Below are 15,635 nucleotides of genomic sequence, written 5' to 3'. Positions count from 1 at the left end.
GTGGCCACCTGTCCCCCGTACCCGATCCACGTGCACCGGCATACGCACTGGTGGCAGCGCACCTGGGTCCGTTACGGAGCGCTGATCACCCTGCTCGCGCTCTCCGGCCTGGTGATCCTCGCCCTGGTGCGCGAACAGACCGGCACGCAGGGCTTCCTCGTGGGACTCGGCCTCGCCGTACTGCCCGTGCCGCTGCTCGTGGCGGCGTTCCGCTGGCTGGACCGGGTAGATCCCGGCCCCTGGCGGAACCTGCTGTTCTGCTTCGCCTGGGGCGCCTGTGCGGCGGCACTGATAGCGATCGTCGCCAACAGCTTCGCCACCCGGTGGATAGCGACCGCGACCGCCGACCCGGCCGGCGCGGACACCCTTGGCGCCACGGTCATAGCCCCGGTCGTCGAGGAGTCCGCCAAGGCCGCCGCCGTCCTGCTGGTCTTCCTGTTCCGCAGACGGGACTTCACCGGCATCGTCGACGGCGTGGTCGTCGCCGGGGTCACCGCCACCGGCTTCGCCTTCACCGAGAACATCCTGTACCTCGGCACCGCCTTCGGCACCGACCAGCTGACCGGTGACCGCGGCATCGCCTCCGTCACCGCGGCGACCTTCTTCGTCCGCGTCGTGATGTCGCCGTTCGCGCACCCGCTGTTCACCGTGCTCACCGGCATCGGCTTCGGCATCGCCGCGCTCTCCACGGGCCGGCACCGCCTGCGCCGGGCCCTGCTCCCGCCGGCCGGACTGCTGCTCGCGATGGGCATGCACGCCCTGTGGAACGGCTCGGCCGCCTTCGGCGAGTACGGCTTCTTCGCGGTGTACGCGGCGTTCATGGTGCCGTCGTTCGGCCTGCTGACCTGGCTGGTGATCTGGACCCGGCAGCGCGAACTGGGCACCGTACGCGCCGAGCTGCCCGCGTACGTGGCCGCCGGGTGGCTGACGCCCGCGGAGCCGTACGCGCTCGGCTCGATGCGGGCCCGCCGCCTCGCCCGGCAGTACGCACGCCGGCACGCCGGGAAGGAAGGGGCGCGGGCGGTGGCGCGGTACGAGGCCTGTGCGACCTCGGTGGCCTTCCTGCGGCAGCGCGGGCGCCGGGGCAGGGCGGGCGCCGACTTCACCGTACGGGAGCACCAACTGCTGGACGCCCTGTGGCACCTGCGGGGTGTGGCCCGCCCGGCGCTGGAGCACGCGGCCCGGGCCACGGCACCCCCGGCGCCCGTGCCGCGGCCGGTACCGCCGTGGGCGTACGGCTACGGGGCGCCCGGCGCGTACGGACCCGCGACGGCGCACCCCCCGTACGGACCCTACGGACCGAACCCGCCGCACCACGCGTACGCACCGCACACCCCGCGAGCAGCGCAGCCACTCCCGGCACGCCCACCGCAGGCGCCGCACTCGCCGTTTCCGCAGTACGCGCCCCACACGCGGCAGGCGCCGTACACGCCGCCCGGCCGGTACCGGCCGTAGGGTCGTCCGCCGCGCCCCCGCTCAGGCGGACGCCCGCGTGAGCCTCCCGGCCTCCTCCTCCGTCAGCTTCAGCTCGGCCACTCCCAGCAGCGCCGGCAGCTGCTCCACCGTGCGCGCCGAGGCGATCGGCGCCGCCACCGTCGGCCGGCCGGCCAGCCAGGCGAGGGCGACCGTGGCGACGGGAACGCCGTGGGCCTCGGCGATCTCGTCCAGGGCGGCGAGGACCCGGCGCCCGCGCTCGGTCTCCAGGTGCTTCGCCGCACCGCCCGCCCGCGGGCTGTCCACGTCCGTGCCGGGCCGGTACTTGCCGGTGAGGAAGCCGGACGCGAGGGCGTAGTACGGGACGGCGGCGAGACCGGCCTGCTCGGCGAGGTCGCGCAGCCCGCCCTCGTAGGTGTCGCGGGAGACGAGGTTGTAGTGCGGCTGGACGGCGACGTAGCGGGCGAGGCCCTCGCGGTCGGAGAACTCCAGGGACGCCGCGAGCCGTTCGGCGGAGATGTTGGAGGCGGCGATGTGCCGCACCTTCCCGGCCCTCACCAGCTCGTCCAGCGCGCCGATGATCTCCTCGACCGGCACCTCGGGCTTGTCGAAGTGGGTGTAGTAGAGGTCGATGTGGTCGGTGCCCAGACGGCGCAGCGAGGCGTCGGCCGCGGCCTTGATGTTCGCGGCGGACAGGCCGGGGTAGTCGGGGTGCTGGCTGACCTTGGTGGCGAGGACGACGTCGTCACGGTTGCCGCGGGCTGCGAGCCACTGGCCGAGGACGGTCTCGGACTCGCCGCCGCTGTTGCCGTCGACCCAGGCGGAGTAGGAGTCGGCGGTGTCCACGAAGTTGCCGCCCGCCGCGGTGTAGGCGTCGAGGACGGCGAAGGACGTGTCCTGATCGGCGGTCCAGCCGAAGGCGTTGCCGCCGAGGGCGAGAGGGAAGACCTCGAGGTCGGAGGAGCCGAGCTTGCGCAGAGAAGTCATGCAGGGCGTCAATGACCGCACTGGAGCGGGCCATTCCGCAGCGCGCGCAAAGACCTAGCAAAAACCACCGTAAACCCACCGCAAACCGGCAGCCCTGACGTCGGGGGGTTGCCGTCAGGACCGCCGGGGTTCGGCGGGGCGCGTCAGGGGGCGGGGCGGATCAGGGGGTGAGGCCCTTGCTCTGCAGCCAGGCCATCGGGTCGATGCCGGAGCCGTCGGTGGTGTGGACCTCGAGGTGGAGGTGGGCGCCGGTCACGTTGCCGGTGGCGCCGACGCGGCCGATGACGTCACCGGTGGTGACCTTCTGGCCGACGCTGACGTTGATGGACGACTGGTGCGCGTACCAGAGCTCGGTGCCGTCATCGAGGGTGAGCACGGTCTTGTAGCCGTACGACCCGTCCCAGCCGGCCGACGTGATCGTGCCGCTGTGCACCGCCTTGAGCAGGGTGCCCGTGGGGGCGGCGAAGTCGAGGCCGGTGTGGTGGCCGGAGGCCCAGAGGGAACCGGCCTGGTTGAAGGTCGAGGAGATCGTGTACGAGGAGGTCGGCAGCGTGTACTGCTTGGCCAGCTTCGCGAGCCGCTCGGCCTCGGCCTTCTTCGCGGCCTCCTCCTCCGCCTTCTTCTTGGCGGCGGCGGCCTTCTCCTGGGCCTCCTTCTCCGCCTTCGCGGCGGCTTCCGCGGCCTTCTTCTCGGCGGCGGCCTGGGCCTCGGCGGCGGCCTTGGTCTCGACCTGGGCCTGCTGCTGCTCGGCCTGCGCCATGATCCGGGACCGCAGCGACTCACCGGCGCCGCTGGCTCCCGCGTCCTCCGCGGTGTCCGCGGCGACGGCCTGGGTGATGCCGCTGAGCGGGGTGGCGGAACCCTCGGGCTCCGACTCCTCGTCGCCGCCGGGCATGAGCGAGCCCACGTTCGGCAGGTCCGGCATGGAGATGGACACCGGCGGCTTGCCGGTCTGCGCGCTGGCCATGCCGCCCGCGCCGACGGCGGCTATGACACCGACGCCGAGGACGGTGGAGCTGCGGGCGAGTCCGCCGCGCTGCTTGGCGACGCGGTGCCGGCCGCGCACGGGACGGATGGACTCCGCGGTGGGGTTCCACTCCTCCCAGGGGCCCTCTTCGGCGCGGGGGACGTCGTAGCCGAAGGTGTCGGTGCCGTGCCCGGTGGGCACGAACGGGGCCTCGGGGGCAGGCCGGTTGGACGCCACGTGGGCGTACTCCTTTCCTTCCTTCCGCCTACCGGGTTAGCTGACGGGTTCGGAGCAGGAAGGTCTCCTACGGGTGCGTGCCGACCGTGTTTCCACGGCGCCATACGCCCGATTCACCCCAATGTGGTGGTTCCCCGGTTCCCTTGCGGGATTCGGCGCGTGCGCACGGAGCCGCCTTCTGTGACGGCTGGGACGACCGCGCTGCGTTATCGAACGTTAATAGACGCGAGGCTCCGATTCCAAGCCGTTCCTCTTGATCATTAACGGAAACGGCCGGGACGCACCCCTCATGACCGGTGAAAACCGGACGAGTTGACCCGCCCCGAGTATTCCCCTTCACGCCACTTTCTTCTGACGGTGCATCAGTTGTTATGCGGAGGGGGGTCGTACTGTCACGGCTCGTGACAATGATCATGGTTGCCGCGTCGGGGCCGCCGTACGGCGAGCAGGGCCATGTCGTCGGCCATGCCCCCTCCGGAGTGCCGGCGCACGTCCTCGGCGAGGGTGTCGAGCAGGGTCGCCGGATGCCGGAAGACCCGGCCGGTCAGCCGCGTCTGCGGATCGTAGAACTCGCCCTTGGCGTCCCGGGCTTCGGTCAGTCCGTCGGTGTAGAGCAGCAGTGTGGCCCCGCCGGGGAAGTGGGCCTCCTCCGCCCGGTCGGGCCACACGCCCAGATCGCCCATGCCGAGCGGCAGCGCCGACTCGCGGGCGGGCAGCGTGTCCAGGGTGCCGTCTGCGTACAGCAGCAGGGGCGGCGGATGGCCGCGGTTGACGATGCGTACGGTCCCGTCGCCGTGCGGGAGTTCGGCGAGGACGGCGGTGGTGAAGCCCTCGAAGGCGTCGAGTCCGTCCCGCCGGGTGCCCTCGCGCGCCAGCGCCCGCTCAAGGCGCTGCGCCACCGCCTCCAGCGTCGCCTCCTGCTCGGCGGCCTCCCGGAAGGCGCCGATCACCACGGCGACGGCGGCGACCGCACCCATGCCCTTGCCGCGCACGTCGCCGACGATGAGCCGGACGCCGCGGGCGCTGTCCTGCACGGCGTAGAGGTCGCCGCCGATGAAGGCGTCGGCCTGCGCGGCCTCGTAGCAGACGGCGATCTCGAAGCCGGCGATGCGCTCGGCGGGTGCGGGCAGTACGGCACGCTGGGCGGCCTCGGCGATCTCGCGGACGGAGACGAGGCGCTCGCCGGTGCGGCGCACGAGGCCGTTCACGAGGACGGCGAGCACGGCGACCGTCGCGATGGTGATCAGCTCGGTGAGGGAGTCGACGTAGTGGATGACGCCCTTGCCGATCTGCAGCCCGATGACCGAGACCACCACGGCGACGCCGGTGAGCGCCGTGCCGCGCCGCGAGTAGATCGGGGCGGCGACCAGGGGCGCGGCCGTGTAGAGGGGTCCGGCGGTGAAGTACCTCGGGGTGAGGATGTCGTACAGGATGGCCACGGCGATCAGCAGCACGGGGAGCGCGTGCACGAAGGCCCGTCCGTACCCGGTCCGCCGGGGGGACCGTGGCCCGTCGGGAGGCTCTTCGTCTCCGAGGCCCGGGTCGGGCACGGGGTCGCCGGGGAGCCGGCCACCGGCTCTGAGGGCCGCTCCCTCGTCGTCCACGTCACCTGGCCGCACCACTCGTCCCTCGCCACCCCGCACGTCCGCGCGCCGCTTGCCGTCCAGGACTCCAGGTTCGCGGGAGCGGGGGCGGGCGGCGAGCGGTGCGGGGCCGACCGGATGAATCGCGGGATGCGGGAGGGGCGGGGTGCGGGAGGGGAGACGACAAAACACCGAGGGCCGGAACCCTTTCGGATTCCGGCCCTCGGCCTTCAGTAGCGGGGACAGGATTTGAACCTGCGACCTCTGGGTTATGAGCCCAGCGAGCTACCGAGCTGCTCCACCCCGCGCCGTTGTGTTCACTACTGTACGTCATCCGGGGGCCGGAATGCACATCGGTATCTCCCCGCCGGTCCCCTACCCCTCCAGATGGCGGTTCGGCGCCTTGGCCGGCTCCGCGAATTCGGGCAGCACGACGACGGCGGCGCCCCCCGCGGCGAGCACCCCGCTCCCGTCCGCCCCCGCCACGAAGGTGTCCGGCTCCCGCCAGGCCGTGACGACGCGACGCACCCCGGCGTCGAGGATCAGCCGGGCGCAGGGTGCGGGCCGGGAGGCCCGGCGGGCACAGGGTTCGAGACTGCTGTACACGGTGGCGCCCGCAAGCCGCGGCTCCAGGGGACCGAGCTTGGCGAGCGCGGCCTCCTCCGCGTGCACGACGGGGTCGCCACCCTCCCGCGAATACCCCCGCGCCAGCTCGCTCCCGTCGGCGGCGACCACGACGGCCCCCACGCTGAACGCGCTCTCCGACGGCGGGCACAGTCCGGCCAGCTCACAGGCGAGGCGCAGCCAGTGCCGGTCGGCGGCGGCGACCTGGTCGCCGGTCCCGGGTGCGGTGGGCCGGTACCGCATCAGCACGACGTCCTCGATCCGCCGCGTTTCGACCAGCGCGAGCCGCCCGCCCTGGTAGGCGCCGGGCCCGAACAGCCGGGGCGCGGCCGGGTCGCCCACGAACAGCGGCGCGAGGACGAGCTGCAGTTCGTCGGCGAGTTCCTGCTGGAGCAGCTGGGTGTGGACGGTCCCGCCCCCTTCCACCATGAGCCGCCGCACACCCCGACGGTCGTGCAGGAACTCCAGCGCCGCGCGCCAGTCGAGCACCGGCCCCAGGGACACCACATCGGCGCCGCTCCCGAGCCCGCGGGCCCGCCGGGCACCGTCGTCCGTGGTCAGCAGCACCTTCTCCCCGCCCGTGTGCCAGAACCGCGCCGCCGGGTCCAGCTCACCGCTGCCGCTGACGGTGACCTTGAGCGGATACTCCGCCTCCCCGGCCGCAACCCGCGCCGCCCGCCGCTCGGCCGAGTTCACCAGCAGCCGCGGATTGTCCGCCCGGATCGTCCCGGCCCCGACCAGGATCGCGTCGACCGAGGCCCGTACCTCGTCGACCCGGTCGAAGTCGGCGGGGCCGGACAGCAGGAGCCGGTCGGGACCGGTGTCGTCCAGGTAGCCGTCGAGGGAGACGGCGGCGGAGAGGAGGACGTGGGGGAGGGGCATGGGCGGCACTCCGGTAGGGCGAACGGACGGGCTGAGGGACGACCGGGGCTACGTGCCCCAGAGACGGACGAACCGCACCGGCTCCGCCAGGACCTCGCCGGCATGGGGCAGGTCCGCGGTACGTGCGGCGAGCGTCGCCACCGCGAGCCCGGCCGGCGACGCCTGCGCGAACTTCCGGCGGCGCACGGTCCGCTCGTCCACCTCGGGCAGGCACAGCCCCGAGGGGACTTGCGCGACGGCAGCGCGCCGGCTTGCGGGGACGACGTGCTCCCGAAGCGGGATCCACTGACCCTTGGCCCACCGATGCGGCACGACGACGGCCGACAGGGGACGCGGCGAGGGTGACGCCGGCCCGGCCCGGGTCCACCGGCGGACGACTCCGTCGGTGTGCCGGGCGACTAGGGTTCGGCCGTGGTGGACGGTGTGCGGGTGTCCTTCGCGGGCCACGGCGAGACCGGTGGCCGCGCGGGGCGTCAGCCGGACCGGAGGGTCCCCGCCCAGCAGGACGTCGCGGGCGGCACGGGCGAGGCGGAAGGAGCGGCCCCGGACGCTCGCGAACCCGCTCCGGGGTGCGCGCCCGCCCTCGCCGGCCGGTTCCGCGAAGCAGCGCCTGCGGTACCAGTCGACGCGGGTGACCAGCCTGTTGCGTCCGGCGAACACCGGTGAACACTCTCCATCCCGACCGACCCGCCGTGCGGACACGGTGTGCCCACCCATCCTGCCAGTCCGGCCCCGGAGAACGGCAGGAGACGATGCCGAGCCGGCGGCCGTGGTCCTCGGGGACCGGGACGACGTAGTCGACGCGGCGCGAGCCGAGTTTCCCGCCGCCTGGGGCGTCGGCGGCGACCGTCCGCTCCGTCCGGACCTCCGGCACGCCGTCGAGCTCGAAGACGCTCGTTTCGCCGCCCCGGCCCGGTGCCTGCGGGGGTCGGTGCGCCACGGCCGAGGGGTCGACGGCGACCTGTTCCGGGAACTTCATCTCCGGGACCACGATCGAGGCGGGGACGGCAATGCCGTGCATCCGTTCGAGGGCAGGTGGCGTCGAAGAGCACGCCCGGCCCGTGCTCACGGATCCGTCGCACGACGACGAGTCGGCCTTTCCGGCTTTCTGAGGACCACGTCTGCGGAGCAGGGCCTTCTTCCTTCCGCCGGGGTCGGACGTGCCGCTGGTCCGAGCGGTGGCCGGATCTGGTCTGAGTACGACTACTCAGCCCTCATGGTGGCCGATACCGATGCTGCGGACGGTGGCGGGTCGCTACTTTCTGTATCGATCACCGCGGTCGGCGGTTGACCATCCGTCCCGCTTGCCGGCACAGAACACGGGAGGGGCCACGCATGGCGTGGGAGGAGTGGGAGCAGCTCAAGGCTGCAGCGGCTGAGCGGCAGTCCGCGCACATGCAGCTCAATCAGCTGCCGGCCGATCAGAGTGGCACGAGCGCGAGTCCTACGTATGGGCCTCCGTCCGGCAGGTTGAGATCGGACAAGGCCGCGTGGTCCAAGTCCGGGGAAGGACTCGGGGAACTGCGGGCCGGCATGGGCAAGGCGTTGACGAAGCTGGAGGACGCCCAGACCGGGCTCGACGAGAAGGGCGCGTTTCTGACCGCCACGGCGCAGCTGGATGTGTTCGACTCTTGGGCGCGTCGGGTGAAGGACATCGACGCGTGGTGCGACGGGCTTGCCGACGTGCTGGAGAAGACGGGGAACGACCAGCTGCGGACCGACGAGGCGATCAGAGCTGAGATTGCCGCGCTGAATGTCAGTGCCAAGGACGGGTCTGCTTCCCACGGCAGCGGTAGGTGATCCGGTATGGACCTCGCGGCCCTCAAGGATCTCAAGCCGGCCGAGTACGCGGAAGCCGCAGACGGATACCGCATGGTGAGCGATGCGGCCGACGCGGCCGGGGAGCGCATCGGCAAGCAGATCACCAAGGCCATGGACGCGGCCAATGAGGGAAAGGCCGCTGACGCGGCGCAGAAGCAACTGAAGAAGCTCGCGGAGAATTTTTACTACACCCAGGTCGAGTGCGGCCTGGTCAGCGGGTCGCTCAACGGCTTCTCCACCGAGATCGCCTCACCTCGGCGCCGCCTGATCGAAGCGCTGGACGATGCGGCGGCTCTGGGATACCCGGTCAGCCCGGCTGGAGACGTCACCTTTCCTGCCGGGGGCGAGAACAAGGCGACCGGAGGCGAGGTTCCCGGCGGCACGGCCGTCGGCAACAACGGCATGCTGAGTCCGGGCAACAGGGCCCTGTACGGCCCCGGCCCCACCGGGCTGTACTCGCCGGACTCGGCAACCAGCGGCATCGACGTCCATCACGGCAACCCGCACCACGCCAAGGCCCAGGACATCGCCGACCGCATCGCCCACGCCCTGCGCGAAGCCACGGAGATCGACGCGCGGTACAGCGAGGCCCTGGGCAAACTCAAGGCTGCGCCAGGGCTGAGCGTCAGCGCGAAGACATGGGCGGATGTGGCGTCCGACGTCGGTGTTGTCAGCGAGGCCGCGCGTGAATACCTTCGAGACACCGTTCCGTTGGACAAGTCCCCCGCGGAACGAAAAGAGTGGTGGGACAGCCTCACCGACGAACAGCGCGAAGAATACAAGATCGCCTTCCCTGAGGTCATCGGAAACCTTGACGGCATCCCCGCCCTGGTGCGCGACGAAGCAAACCGTGAGAATCTCCCCCTGCTCATCGCGTCACTCGAGGGTAAACACGATGAGGCGTCCCAGGCCAAGTTGGGCGGCCTGGAGAAGATTCAGGAGAAGCTTGGGGATCCCAGCGTGCCGCCAATGCTCCTTCTCGGGGTTGGACTTGAGGGGAATGGTAGAGCCATCGTAGCCTACGGGAATCCTGACACCTCAAATAACGTAGCAGCATATGTGCCCGGATTGGGCACGAAGCTCGACTCCGAATTTGCCGACGGTACGGTGAAGCGCGCCTTCTACACGGCTGCGGGCGCCCAGAAATTCGATGCGTCATCATCCGCGATCGTATGGCTTGGGTATGATGCCCCTCAATCGCTCGACGTGATGACTACGACCGACGCCGAGCGCGGCGCCCCTGCCTACAACAGCTTCATGGACGGTATTTCAGCAACCAACAAGGACCACGACGTGCACGTGACCGCCATCGGGCACTCCTACGGTTCTCGATTGGTTGGAGCCGCGACACAGGAGGCGGGAGGAATTCCGGGCGCTGACGATGTAATTCTCGTCGGAAGCCCTGGTGTGGGTGTTGACAGAGCAGAAGAACTGGGCGTGGGGAAGAATCATGTCTGGGTGGGTGCGGCAGAGAATGACATCGTCACAAAGCTCCCTTCGAAGAACGAGGCCATAGCCGGGGCAGCGGGATTCCTGGGAGGAGGGCCGGGCGGAGCGTATATCGCTGGAGAGATTGCCGACCAGGGCGACGACGACATCTGGTTCGGAAAAGACCCGGCAAGCAAGACATTTGGCGCCAACAGATTTCAGACTCTTCCCGGTCCAGAATTAATACAACCCTCTTTCCCCGCAGTATGGGATTCGACGCTGAACATTGAAGCTCACAGTAACTATTTCACTCCAGAGGAAGGCAAGGACAAGGTCTCCGCGCAAAATATTGCCGCCATTGTCGCAGGGCATCCGGAATACGTCATAAGGGAGACGCCTCGATGAGAGGAACGCGGGCACTGGTTTCACTGCTGGCACTGCTACTTGCTGGATGCGGCATGACGGGTTCTCCGTCCTCGAACTCGGAAGATCAAGCGAAGATGAATCTGCAAGATGCCGCAGACCGGGCGGACAGGATTCTGGACGAAACCTTTGCGGCCATTAAGCCTCCCGTTCAATGGACACATCGATACTCCATGCCGGGTGATTGCTACGTGGACCGCGACCGCGCTGTGATGACTATCATTTCCGCTGAACGGCGCGGCAGCTTCCTCGGTGTGCTGGAGCGTCACTGGAAGAGTAAGGGCTACAGCCTTGTTGCGACGAGTCCGAACGGACTGGCTGCCCACTTCAAGACGCCGGATGGATTCCAGCTGGAGGTCCTGATCGGACCAAATGGCCAAGCGCATCTGAGCGTGACCACCCCGTGTGTGGAGAAGTCCGAGGTTTCCCAGCCGAGCAGTAACCCGAACGGCCCGGATTACTCGCATCAGGAGTTGCCTTCCCCGAATGTGAAGTCGACGTTCTGGTCGAGCGAAGCGCCCATCTCAGGTGGAAGTGTTCAAAGTGATCGAGATGGCGAGGAGTGACCCAGCGAAAATGATCCTGGACGTGGTGTCCGGTTCTTTCAGGATCCCGGACGGCCAGGAGATCGAACGTTTCTGAGCGATACGCTCCAGCCGGGAGTCGCTCACTTCCGCCCCGTAGCCTCTCCTGCCTGGTGCCGTCGTCGAACCGACGGGGGAGGCCGTTGGCAGAGCCGGGTGAGGGGTGGACGCGCCGTCGTTGGCCGGAAGTCGTGAGCGAAGATCCCGTCCATGGTTGCCCCGGTACAGCGGTCCATGCCCATCCGGCAGCAGATCCGGCGATGACCAGGCCGGGGAAGCGGGCCGCCAGCCGTGTCTCGTACGGCTGGATCTCCTCGTCCGAGCGGAGCCGCACCGTGGCCATCGCGTTGTGCGGCCCGGACAGCGACGCGCACAGACGCGGCTCCCGCGTGCCGATGAGCTGCGCGGCGATATTGGGGACGTCGCCCGGGGCCGCGCACCACAGGGCCACCGAGACCGCCCCGCCCGGGGCCGGCGCCGGGTCGGGGTGGAGGTGTCCACGTCCAGCGCACGTGCTGGGGCTCGTCGCCCTCGCGCGCCGGCCGGGGCACGGTGAGGGAGCGGTGTTCACCAACCGGCCTCGTGGTACCCGGCGCCCCATGAGCACCGAACCCGCTCCGCTGCTCGCCCTGGACCTGACCGGCACGTTCGCGTTCGGGCTGAACGGGGCGCTGACGGCGGTGCGGGCCGCGCGGCTGGACGTGGTCGGGGTGGTGGTGCTCGGGATGATCACCGCGTTGGGCGGCGGGATCATCCGGGACGTGCTCATCGACTCGCTGCCGCCCGCCACGTTCCTGGACTGGCGCTACTACACGCTCGCCGCGGCCGGCGGGCTGATCGCCTTCGCCGTCAGCAGGCACCTGCGCCGGCTGGAACCGGCGATCACCGTGCTCGACGCGGTCGGGCTGAGCACCTTCGCGGTGATCGGCGCGAACAAGGCGCTGGACGCCGGGCTGGCCGTCGTACCGGCCATGCTGCTGGGCGTGATCACCGCGGTGGGCGGAGGGACCATCCGCGACATCCTCGTCGGCCGGATCCCGACGGTGCTGCGCACCGGGCTGTACGCCGTCCCCGCACTGGCGGGAGCGGCGGTGACCGTCGCGACCGACGCGGCGGGGCTCGACGGCCTCCCGGCCGCACTCGGAGCGGCGGCGGTCTGCTTCCTGATCCGCATGCTCGGCCTGCACTTCGGCCTCAACGCGCCGGAGCCGCCCGAGACGCGTCCGTCCGGTGGCGGAACACGGCGCCGTAAGTAGCCTCGATGCAATGGAGCACCTGAGATGAGTGACACCGCCCGGACCGTCCTCGCCGGTCTCGACTCCATCCGTTCCAGCCTGGAGGACCTCTACCAGGACCTGCACCGGCACCCCGAGCTCGGCATACGGGAGCACCGCACGGCGAAGAAGGCGGCGGACGCCCTGCGCCAGAGCGGATACGACGTCACCGAGGGCATCGGCGGCACCGGCGTGATCGGGGTCCTCGTCAACGGGGACGGGCCGGTCGTCATGGCCCGCGCCGACATGGACGCCCTCCCGGTACGGGAGCGGACCGGCCTCCCGTACGCCTCCACCGAGACGGTGACCGACGAGGACGGCGGGGAACGGCCGGTGATGCACGCCTGCGGCCACGACGTGCACGTGACCTGCCTGACCGGGTGCGCGCGGCTGATGGCCGAGCACCGGGACGCCTGGCGGGGGACCTTCGTGGCGCTCTTCCAGCCCTCCGAGGAGAACGGCGCCGGCGCCGGCGCCATGGTCCGGGACGGCCTCACCGGCAGGTCGCCCCGCCCCGACGTCGTCCTCGCCCAGCACGTCCTGCCGTACCCCGCCGGTTACGTCGGCACCCGTGCGGGATCCTTCCTGTCCGCCGCGGACAGCCTCCGCGTCACCGTGCACGGGCGGGGCGCGCACGGCTCGGCGCCCCAGGCGTCGGTCGACCCTGTCGTCATCGTCGCTTCCGTCGTCCTGCGCCTGCAGACGATCGTCTCGCGGGAGCTGGCCGCCACCACGCCGGCCGTGGTGACCGTGGGCAGCGTCCACGCGGGCAGCGGTCCCAACGTCATCCCCGACCGGGCCGTCCTGGAGATCAACGTCCGCACCTACGACGACGCCACCCGCACCCGGGTCCTGGACGCGATCGAGCGCATCGTCCGGGCCGAGTGCGAGGCGTCCGGCTCCCCCGAGGAGCCCGAGTTCGAGCGGCTCTCGTCCTTCCCGCCCACCGTCAACGACGAGGAGCCGACCCGGCGTGTCGCGGACGCGTTCGCCGCGTACTTCGGCGACGACGCCCACACCGTCGGCCTGCAGACCGCCAGCGAGGACATGAGCGAGATCCCGCAGGCCTTCGGGGCGCCGTTCACCTACTGGGCGATCGGCGGCATCGATCCGGAGCGCTACGCCGAGGCCGTCCGCGGCGGGACCGTCGCCCAGGACATCCCGGTCAACCACAGCGCCGGCTTCGCCCCCGTGGTCCAGCCGACCCTGGACACCGGCGTGAGCGCGCTGACGGTGGCCGCGCTGGCCTGGCTCGGCGACCGGGCCGGGTAGGAACCCGCGGGAGCCCCGGACGCCCCGGACGCCTTGACTCTCCAGTGGCTGGAGACCGGAGAGTGGGCCCCATGAACGGCGCGACGCCCCTGTACTCGATCGGTGAACTGTCGGCCCGTACCGGAGTGCCCATACGGACGGTCCGGTTCTACTCGGACACCGGGCTGCTGCCGCCCGCGGACCGCACGCCGGCCGGCTACCGCCGTTACGGCGACGCGGCCCTCGGCCGGCTCCGGCTCATCGGCGTCCTGCGGGAGCTGGACGTCGGTCTGGCCACCATCCGCCGCGTCCTGGACGGCGACCTCTCCGTCGCCGAGGTCGCCGCCGCGCACGCCGACGCCACCGCCCTCCAGATCCGCGCACTGCGACTGCGGCACGGCCTGCTGCGGCTCGTCGCCCGGCGCGGCCCCAGCCCCGAGGAGACCGTTCTCATGCACCGGCTCACCCGCCTCACCGCCGACGAACGACGGCGCATGGTGGCCGACTTCGTCACCGGCCTCGGCGCCGGCACGCAGCGGGCCCGCAGCGCCGCCGCCGTCGTGCGCACGGCCCTGCCCGAGCTCCCCGACGAGCCCTCCGACGCCCAGCTCGCCGCCTGGGTGGAGCTGGCCGAACTCATCGCCGACGACGACTTCCGCGCCCGCGTGGTGGACGCGGCGTTCCCGCCCGCCGACGAGGACGCCCTGCCGGGCGTGGCCCCCGGGCAGGCGGCCGAGCTCGTCCCGTTCGTCAGGGGGGCCGTCGCCGAGGCGAGGGCGGCGGGCGTCGATCCGGAGGACGCCCGCGCCGTCCCGGTGGTGGACGCCGTCGCAGGGCGCTTCGCGACCGTACTCGGCCGGCCCGACGGCCCGGAGCTGCGGGAGTGGATGGCGGGGCGGTTCGAGGCGGGGCACGACCCGCTCGTCGAGCGGTACTGGCGTCTGGTGTGGACGGTCAACGACTGGCAGGTGGTCCCCGGACACCTGCCCTTCCAGCCCTGGATGGTCCGGGCACTTCGCCGGCCCGGCCGGGTCAGCCCCAGTCGCCGTTGACCCACGCGAGCAGGCGGGCGCGCTTCTTGTAGGAGCAGGGGGCGTCGACGGCACCGGACGCGGCGTACGTCCCGGGGCCGCCCGGCACGGCGTACCCGTAGTCGCTGGGGCCGTACTCGCCGTCGCGGTAACCGTCCATGTCGTCGGCCCAGTCGAGCAGGCCGAAGTCCAGTACGCCGAGGTCGAGGCCGAGGTTGTCGAAGTACCGTCCGGGGTCGGCCGGTTCCACCGGTGTGGGACGGCCGTCGGCCCCGGCGGTGAGCCGGTCCTCGACGCAGCCGTCGGAGCGCACGGGCTGGCCCAGCCACCACCCGGCCAGGAACACGGCGTACAGAGTCGTGACGACGCCGAGGCGGCGCGCGGCCGTCCGGGCGGGCATCCCGCGCTACCCCCGGTCGCCGTCGAACCAGGCCCGGAGGCGCGGGTGTTCGCCCGTGTCGTCGTCGCAGAGTACGGCGTAGGAGGTGACCGTCAGGGTGCGGACGGTACGGGTCTCCTTGAACGAGCCGTCCTGCCCGACCAACGACGGTTCCCGGGTGGGACCGGACACGGGTGCGGGCGTGGGCGTGGGCGTGGAGACCGGTACGTGCCCGTACTGTTCGGCGAGCCGGTCGAGGGCGGCCCGGTCGGGACGGCACTCGGTGGCCACGGGCTGCCCCAGGTACCAGCCCGCGACGAACACGCCGTAGACCACGGCGGCGGCACCGAGGCGGCGCGGGGTGATCCGGCGGGGACGGAGGTCAACCCGGCCTGTGTCGGGCGGAGTTGTGCTCATTCCGGGGACTCTACCCGCAGGCGCCGACTGCCCGGCGGGCCCGCTTCACCCCCGCTGCCCCGCTGCGCCGGGCCCGACGACCGCGAGCCCCACCTGCTCGGCGAGCCGGTACGCGTACGGCTCCCTCACCTCGCGGCCGTCGACGCGGGCGCTGCGGGGGGGGGAACGAGCACGGTGTGGTCCGAGTCCGGCCCGGGGAACCACCCTCCGGGCAGCTCCTTAGACCGTGTCCTACGTGGAGAGGCGTCGTTGGACTCGGCATGGGGCGGGGTACGTGGAGTTGGATTGTTCCGGACGGGCTGTGGGAGATCGC

At 71.3% G+C, this 15,635-nt stretch carries 14 protein-coding genes, 1 tRNA gene and 1 riboswitch; of the genes, 7 read left to right on the top strand and 8 right to left on the bottom strand.

Going from position 1 to position 15,635, the window contains the following annotated elements:
• A complete protein-coding gene (locus tag ACIQFU_RS37565; RefSeq protein WP_402557791.1) occupies positions 1-1,455 on the top strand; it encodes a PrsW family intramembrane metalloprotease in 1,455 nt (484 codons plus the stop codon).
• Between the two features lie 21 nt (positions 1,456-1,476).
• Here ACIQFU_RS37565 and ACIQFU_RS37560 read toward each other — a convergent pair whose 3' ends face one another.
• The 6 genes from ACIQFU_RS37560 to ACIQFU_RS37535 all read right to left on the bottom strand — a co-directional run bounded on the left by ACIQFU_RS37560 (position 1,477) and on the right by ACIQFU_RS37535 (position 7,374).
• Positions 1,477-2,421 (bottom strand): aldo/keto reductase, encoded by a 945-nt coding sequence (locus tag ACIQFU_RS37560; RefSeq protein ID WP_402557790.1) that lies wholly within the window; start codon positions 2,419-2,421, stop codon positions 1,477-1,479.
• A 160-nt stretch (positions 2,422-2,581) separates the two neighbouring features.
• Complete coding sequence (locus tag ACIQFU_RS37555; RefSeq protein ID WP_402557788.1) at positions 2,582-3,625, bottom strand: M23 family metallopeptidase; 1,044 nt, start codon at positions 3,623-3,625, stop codon at positions 2,582-2,584.
• 11 nt (positions 3,626-3,636) lie between these two features.
• Positions 3,637-3,793, bottom strand: a riboswitch (cyclic di-AMP (ydaO/yuaA leader).
• 224 nt (positions 3,794-4,017) lie between these two features.
• Positions 4,018-5,244: a PP2C family protein-serine/threonine phosphatase gene (locus ACIQFU_RS37550; RefSeq protein WP_402557787.1), complete on the bottom strand. Its 1,227-nt coding sequence runs from the start codon at positions 5,242-5,244 to the stop codon at positions 4,018-4,020.
• A 198-nt stretch (positions 5,245-5,442) separates the two neighbouring features.
• A tRNA-Met gene (locus tag ACIQFU_RS37545) sits at positions 5,443-5,516 on the bottom strand.
• 67 nt (positions 5,517-5,583) lie between these two features.
• Positions 5,584-6,714: a dihydrofolate reductase family protein gene (locus tag ACIQFU_RS37540; protein ID WP_402557786.1), complete on the bottom strand. Its 1,131-nt coding sequence runs from the start codon at positions 6,712-6,714 to the stop codon at positions 5,584-5,586.
• 48 nt (positions 6,715-6,762) lie between these two features.
• Positions 6,763-7,374, bottom strand: a complete 612-nt coding sequence (locus ACIQFU_RS37535; RefSeq protein ID WP_402557784.1) for a hypothetical protein — start codon at positions 7,372-7,374, stop codon at positions 6,763-6,765.
• Between the two features lie 675 nt (positions 7,375-8,049).
• Between ACIQFU_RS37535 and ACIQFU_RS37530 the strand changes: the two genes are divergently transcribed.
• The 6 genes from ACIQFU_RS37530 to ACIQFU_RS37505 all read left to right on the top strand — a co-directional run bounded on the left by ACIQFU_RS37530 (position 8,050) and on the right by ACIQFU_RS37505 (position 14,547).
• Positions 8,050-8,514: a hypothetical protein gene (locus tag ACIQFU_RS37530; RefSeq protein WP_402557782.1), complete on the top strand. Its 465-nt coding sequence runs from the start codon at positions 8,050-8,052 to the stop codon at positions 8,512-8,514.
• Between the two features lie 6 nt (positions 8,515-8,520).
• Positions 8,521-10,368 carry an alpha/beta hydrolase gene (locus tag ACIQFU_RS37525; protein ID WP_402557781.1) on the top strand — a complete coding sequence of 616 codons (1,848 nt, stop codon included), beginning with the start codon at positions 8,521-8,523 and terminating at the stop codon, positions 10,366-10,368.
• On the top strand, positions 10,365-10,952 hold the full coding sequence (locus ACIQFU_RS37520) for a hypothetical protein (protein WP_402557780.1): 588 nt from the start codon (positions 10,365-10,367) through the stop codon (positions 10,950-10,952). The genes ACIQFU_RS37525 and ACIQFU_RS37520 overlap by 4 nt, the downstream gene beginning before the upstream one ends.
• Positions 10,953-11,569: 617 nt before the next feature.
• Positions 11,570-12,226, top strand: coding sequence for a trimeric intracellular cation channel family protein (locus ACIQFU_RS37515; RefSeq protein WP_402557779.1), 657 nt, complete (start codon positions 11,570-11,572; stop codon positions 12,224-12,226).
• Between the two features lie 24 nt (positions 12,227-12,250).
• The gene (locus ACIQFU_RS37510; RefSeq protein WP_402557777.1) at positions 12,251-13,516 is read left to right on the top strand and encodes a M20 family metallopeptidase; all 1,266 of its coding nucleotides are present in this window, start codon (positions 12,251-12,253) and stop codon (positions 13,514-13,516) included.
• 71 nt (positions 13,517-13,587) lie between these two features.
• Positions 13,588-14,547 carry a MerR family transcriptional regulator gene (locus ACIQFU_RS37505; RefSeq protein ID WP_402557776.1) on the top strand — a complete coding sequence of 320 codons (960 nt, stop codon included), beginning with the start codon at positions 13,588-13,590 and terminating at the stop codon, positions 14,545-14,547.
• On the opposite strand, the gene ACIQFU_RS37500 is transcribed toward ACIQFU_RS37505, so the two are convergent.
• Both ACIQFU_RS37500 and ACIQFU_RS37495 read right to left on the bottom strand, forming a co-directional pair.
• Positions 14,528-14,926, bottom strand: coding sequence for a hypothetical protein (locus ACIQFU_RS37500; protein WP_402557775.1), 399 nt, complete (start codon positions 14,924-14,926; stop codon positions 14,528-14,530). The two genes, ACIQFU_RS37505 and ACIQFU_RS37500, sit on opposite strands and share 20 nt — an antisense overlap.
• A gap of 6 nt (positions 14,927-14,932) precedes the next feature.
• Positions 14,933-15,322, bottom strand: a complete 390-nt coding sequence (locus ACIQFU_RS37495; protein WP_402557773.1) for a hypothetical protein — start codon at positions 15,320-15,322, stop codon at positions 14,933-14,935.
• Positions 15,323-15,635 lie beyond the last annotated feature (313 nt).

The sequence above is a fragment of the Streptomyces sp. NPDC093065 genome, assembly GCF_044754585.1.
Classification (GTDB): Bacteria; Actinomycetota; Actinomycetes; order Streptomycetales; family Streptomycetaceae; genus Streptomyces.
The sequence above is the reverse complement of the archived record's forward strand: the minus strand, read 5'-3'. Positions and strand labels throughout refer to the sequence as shown.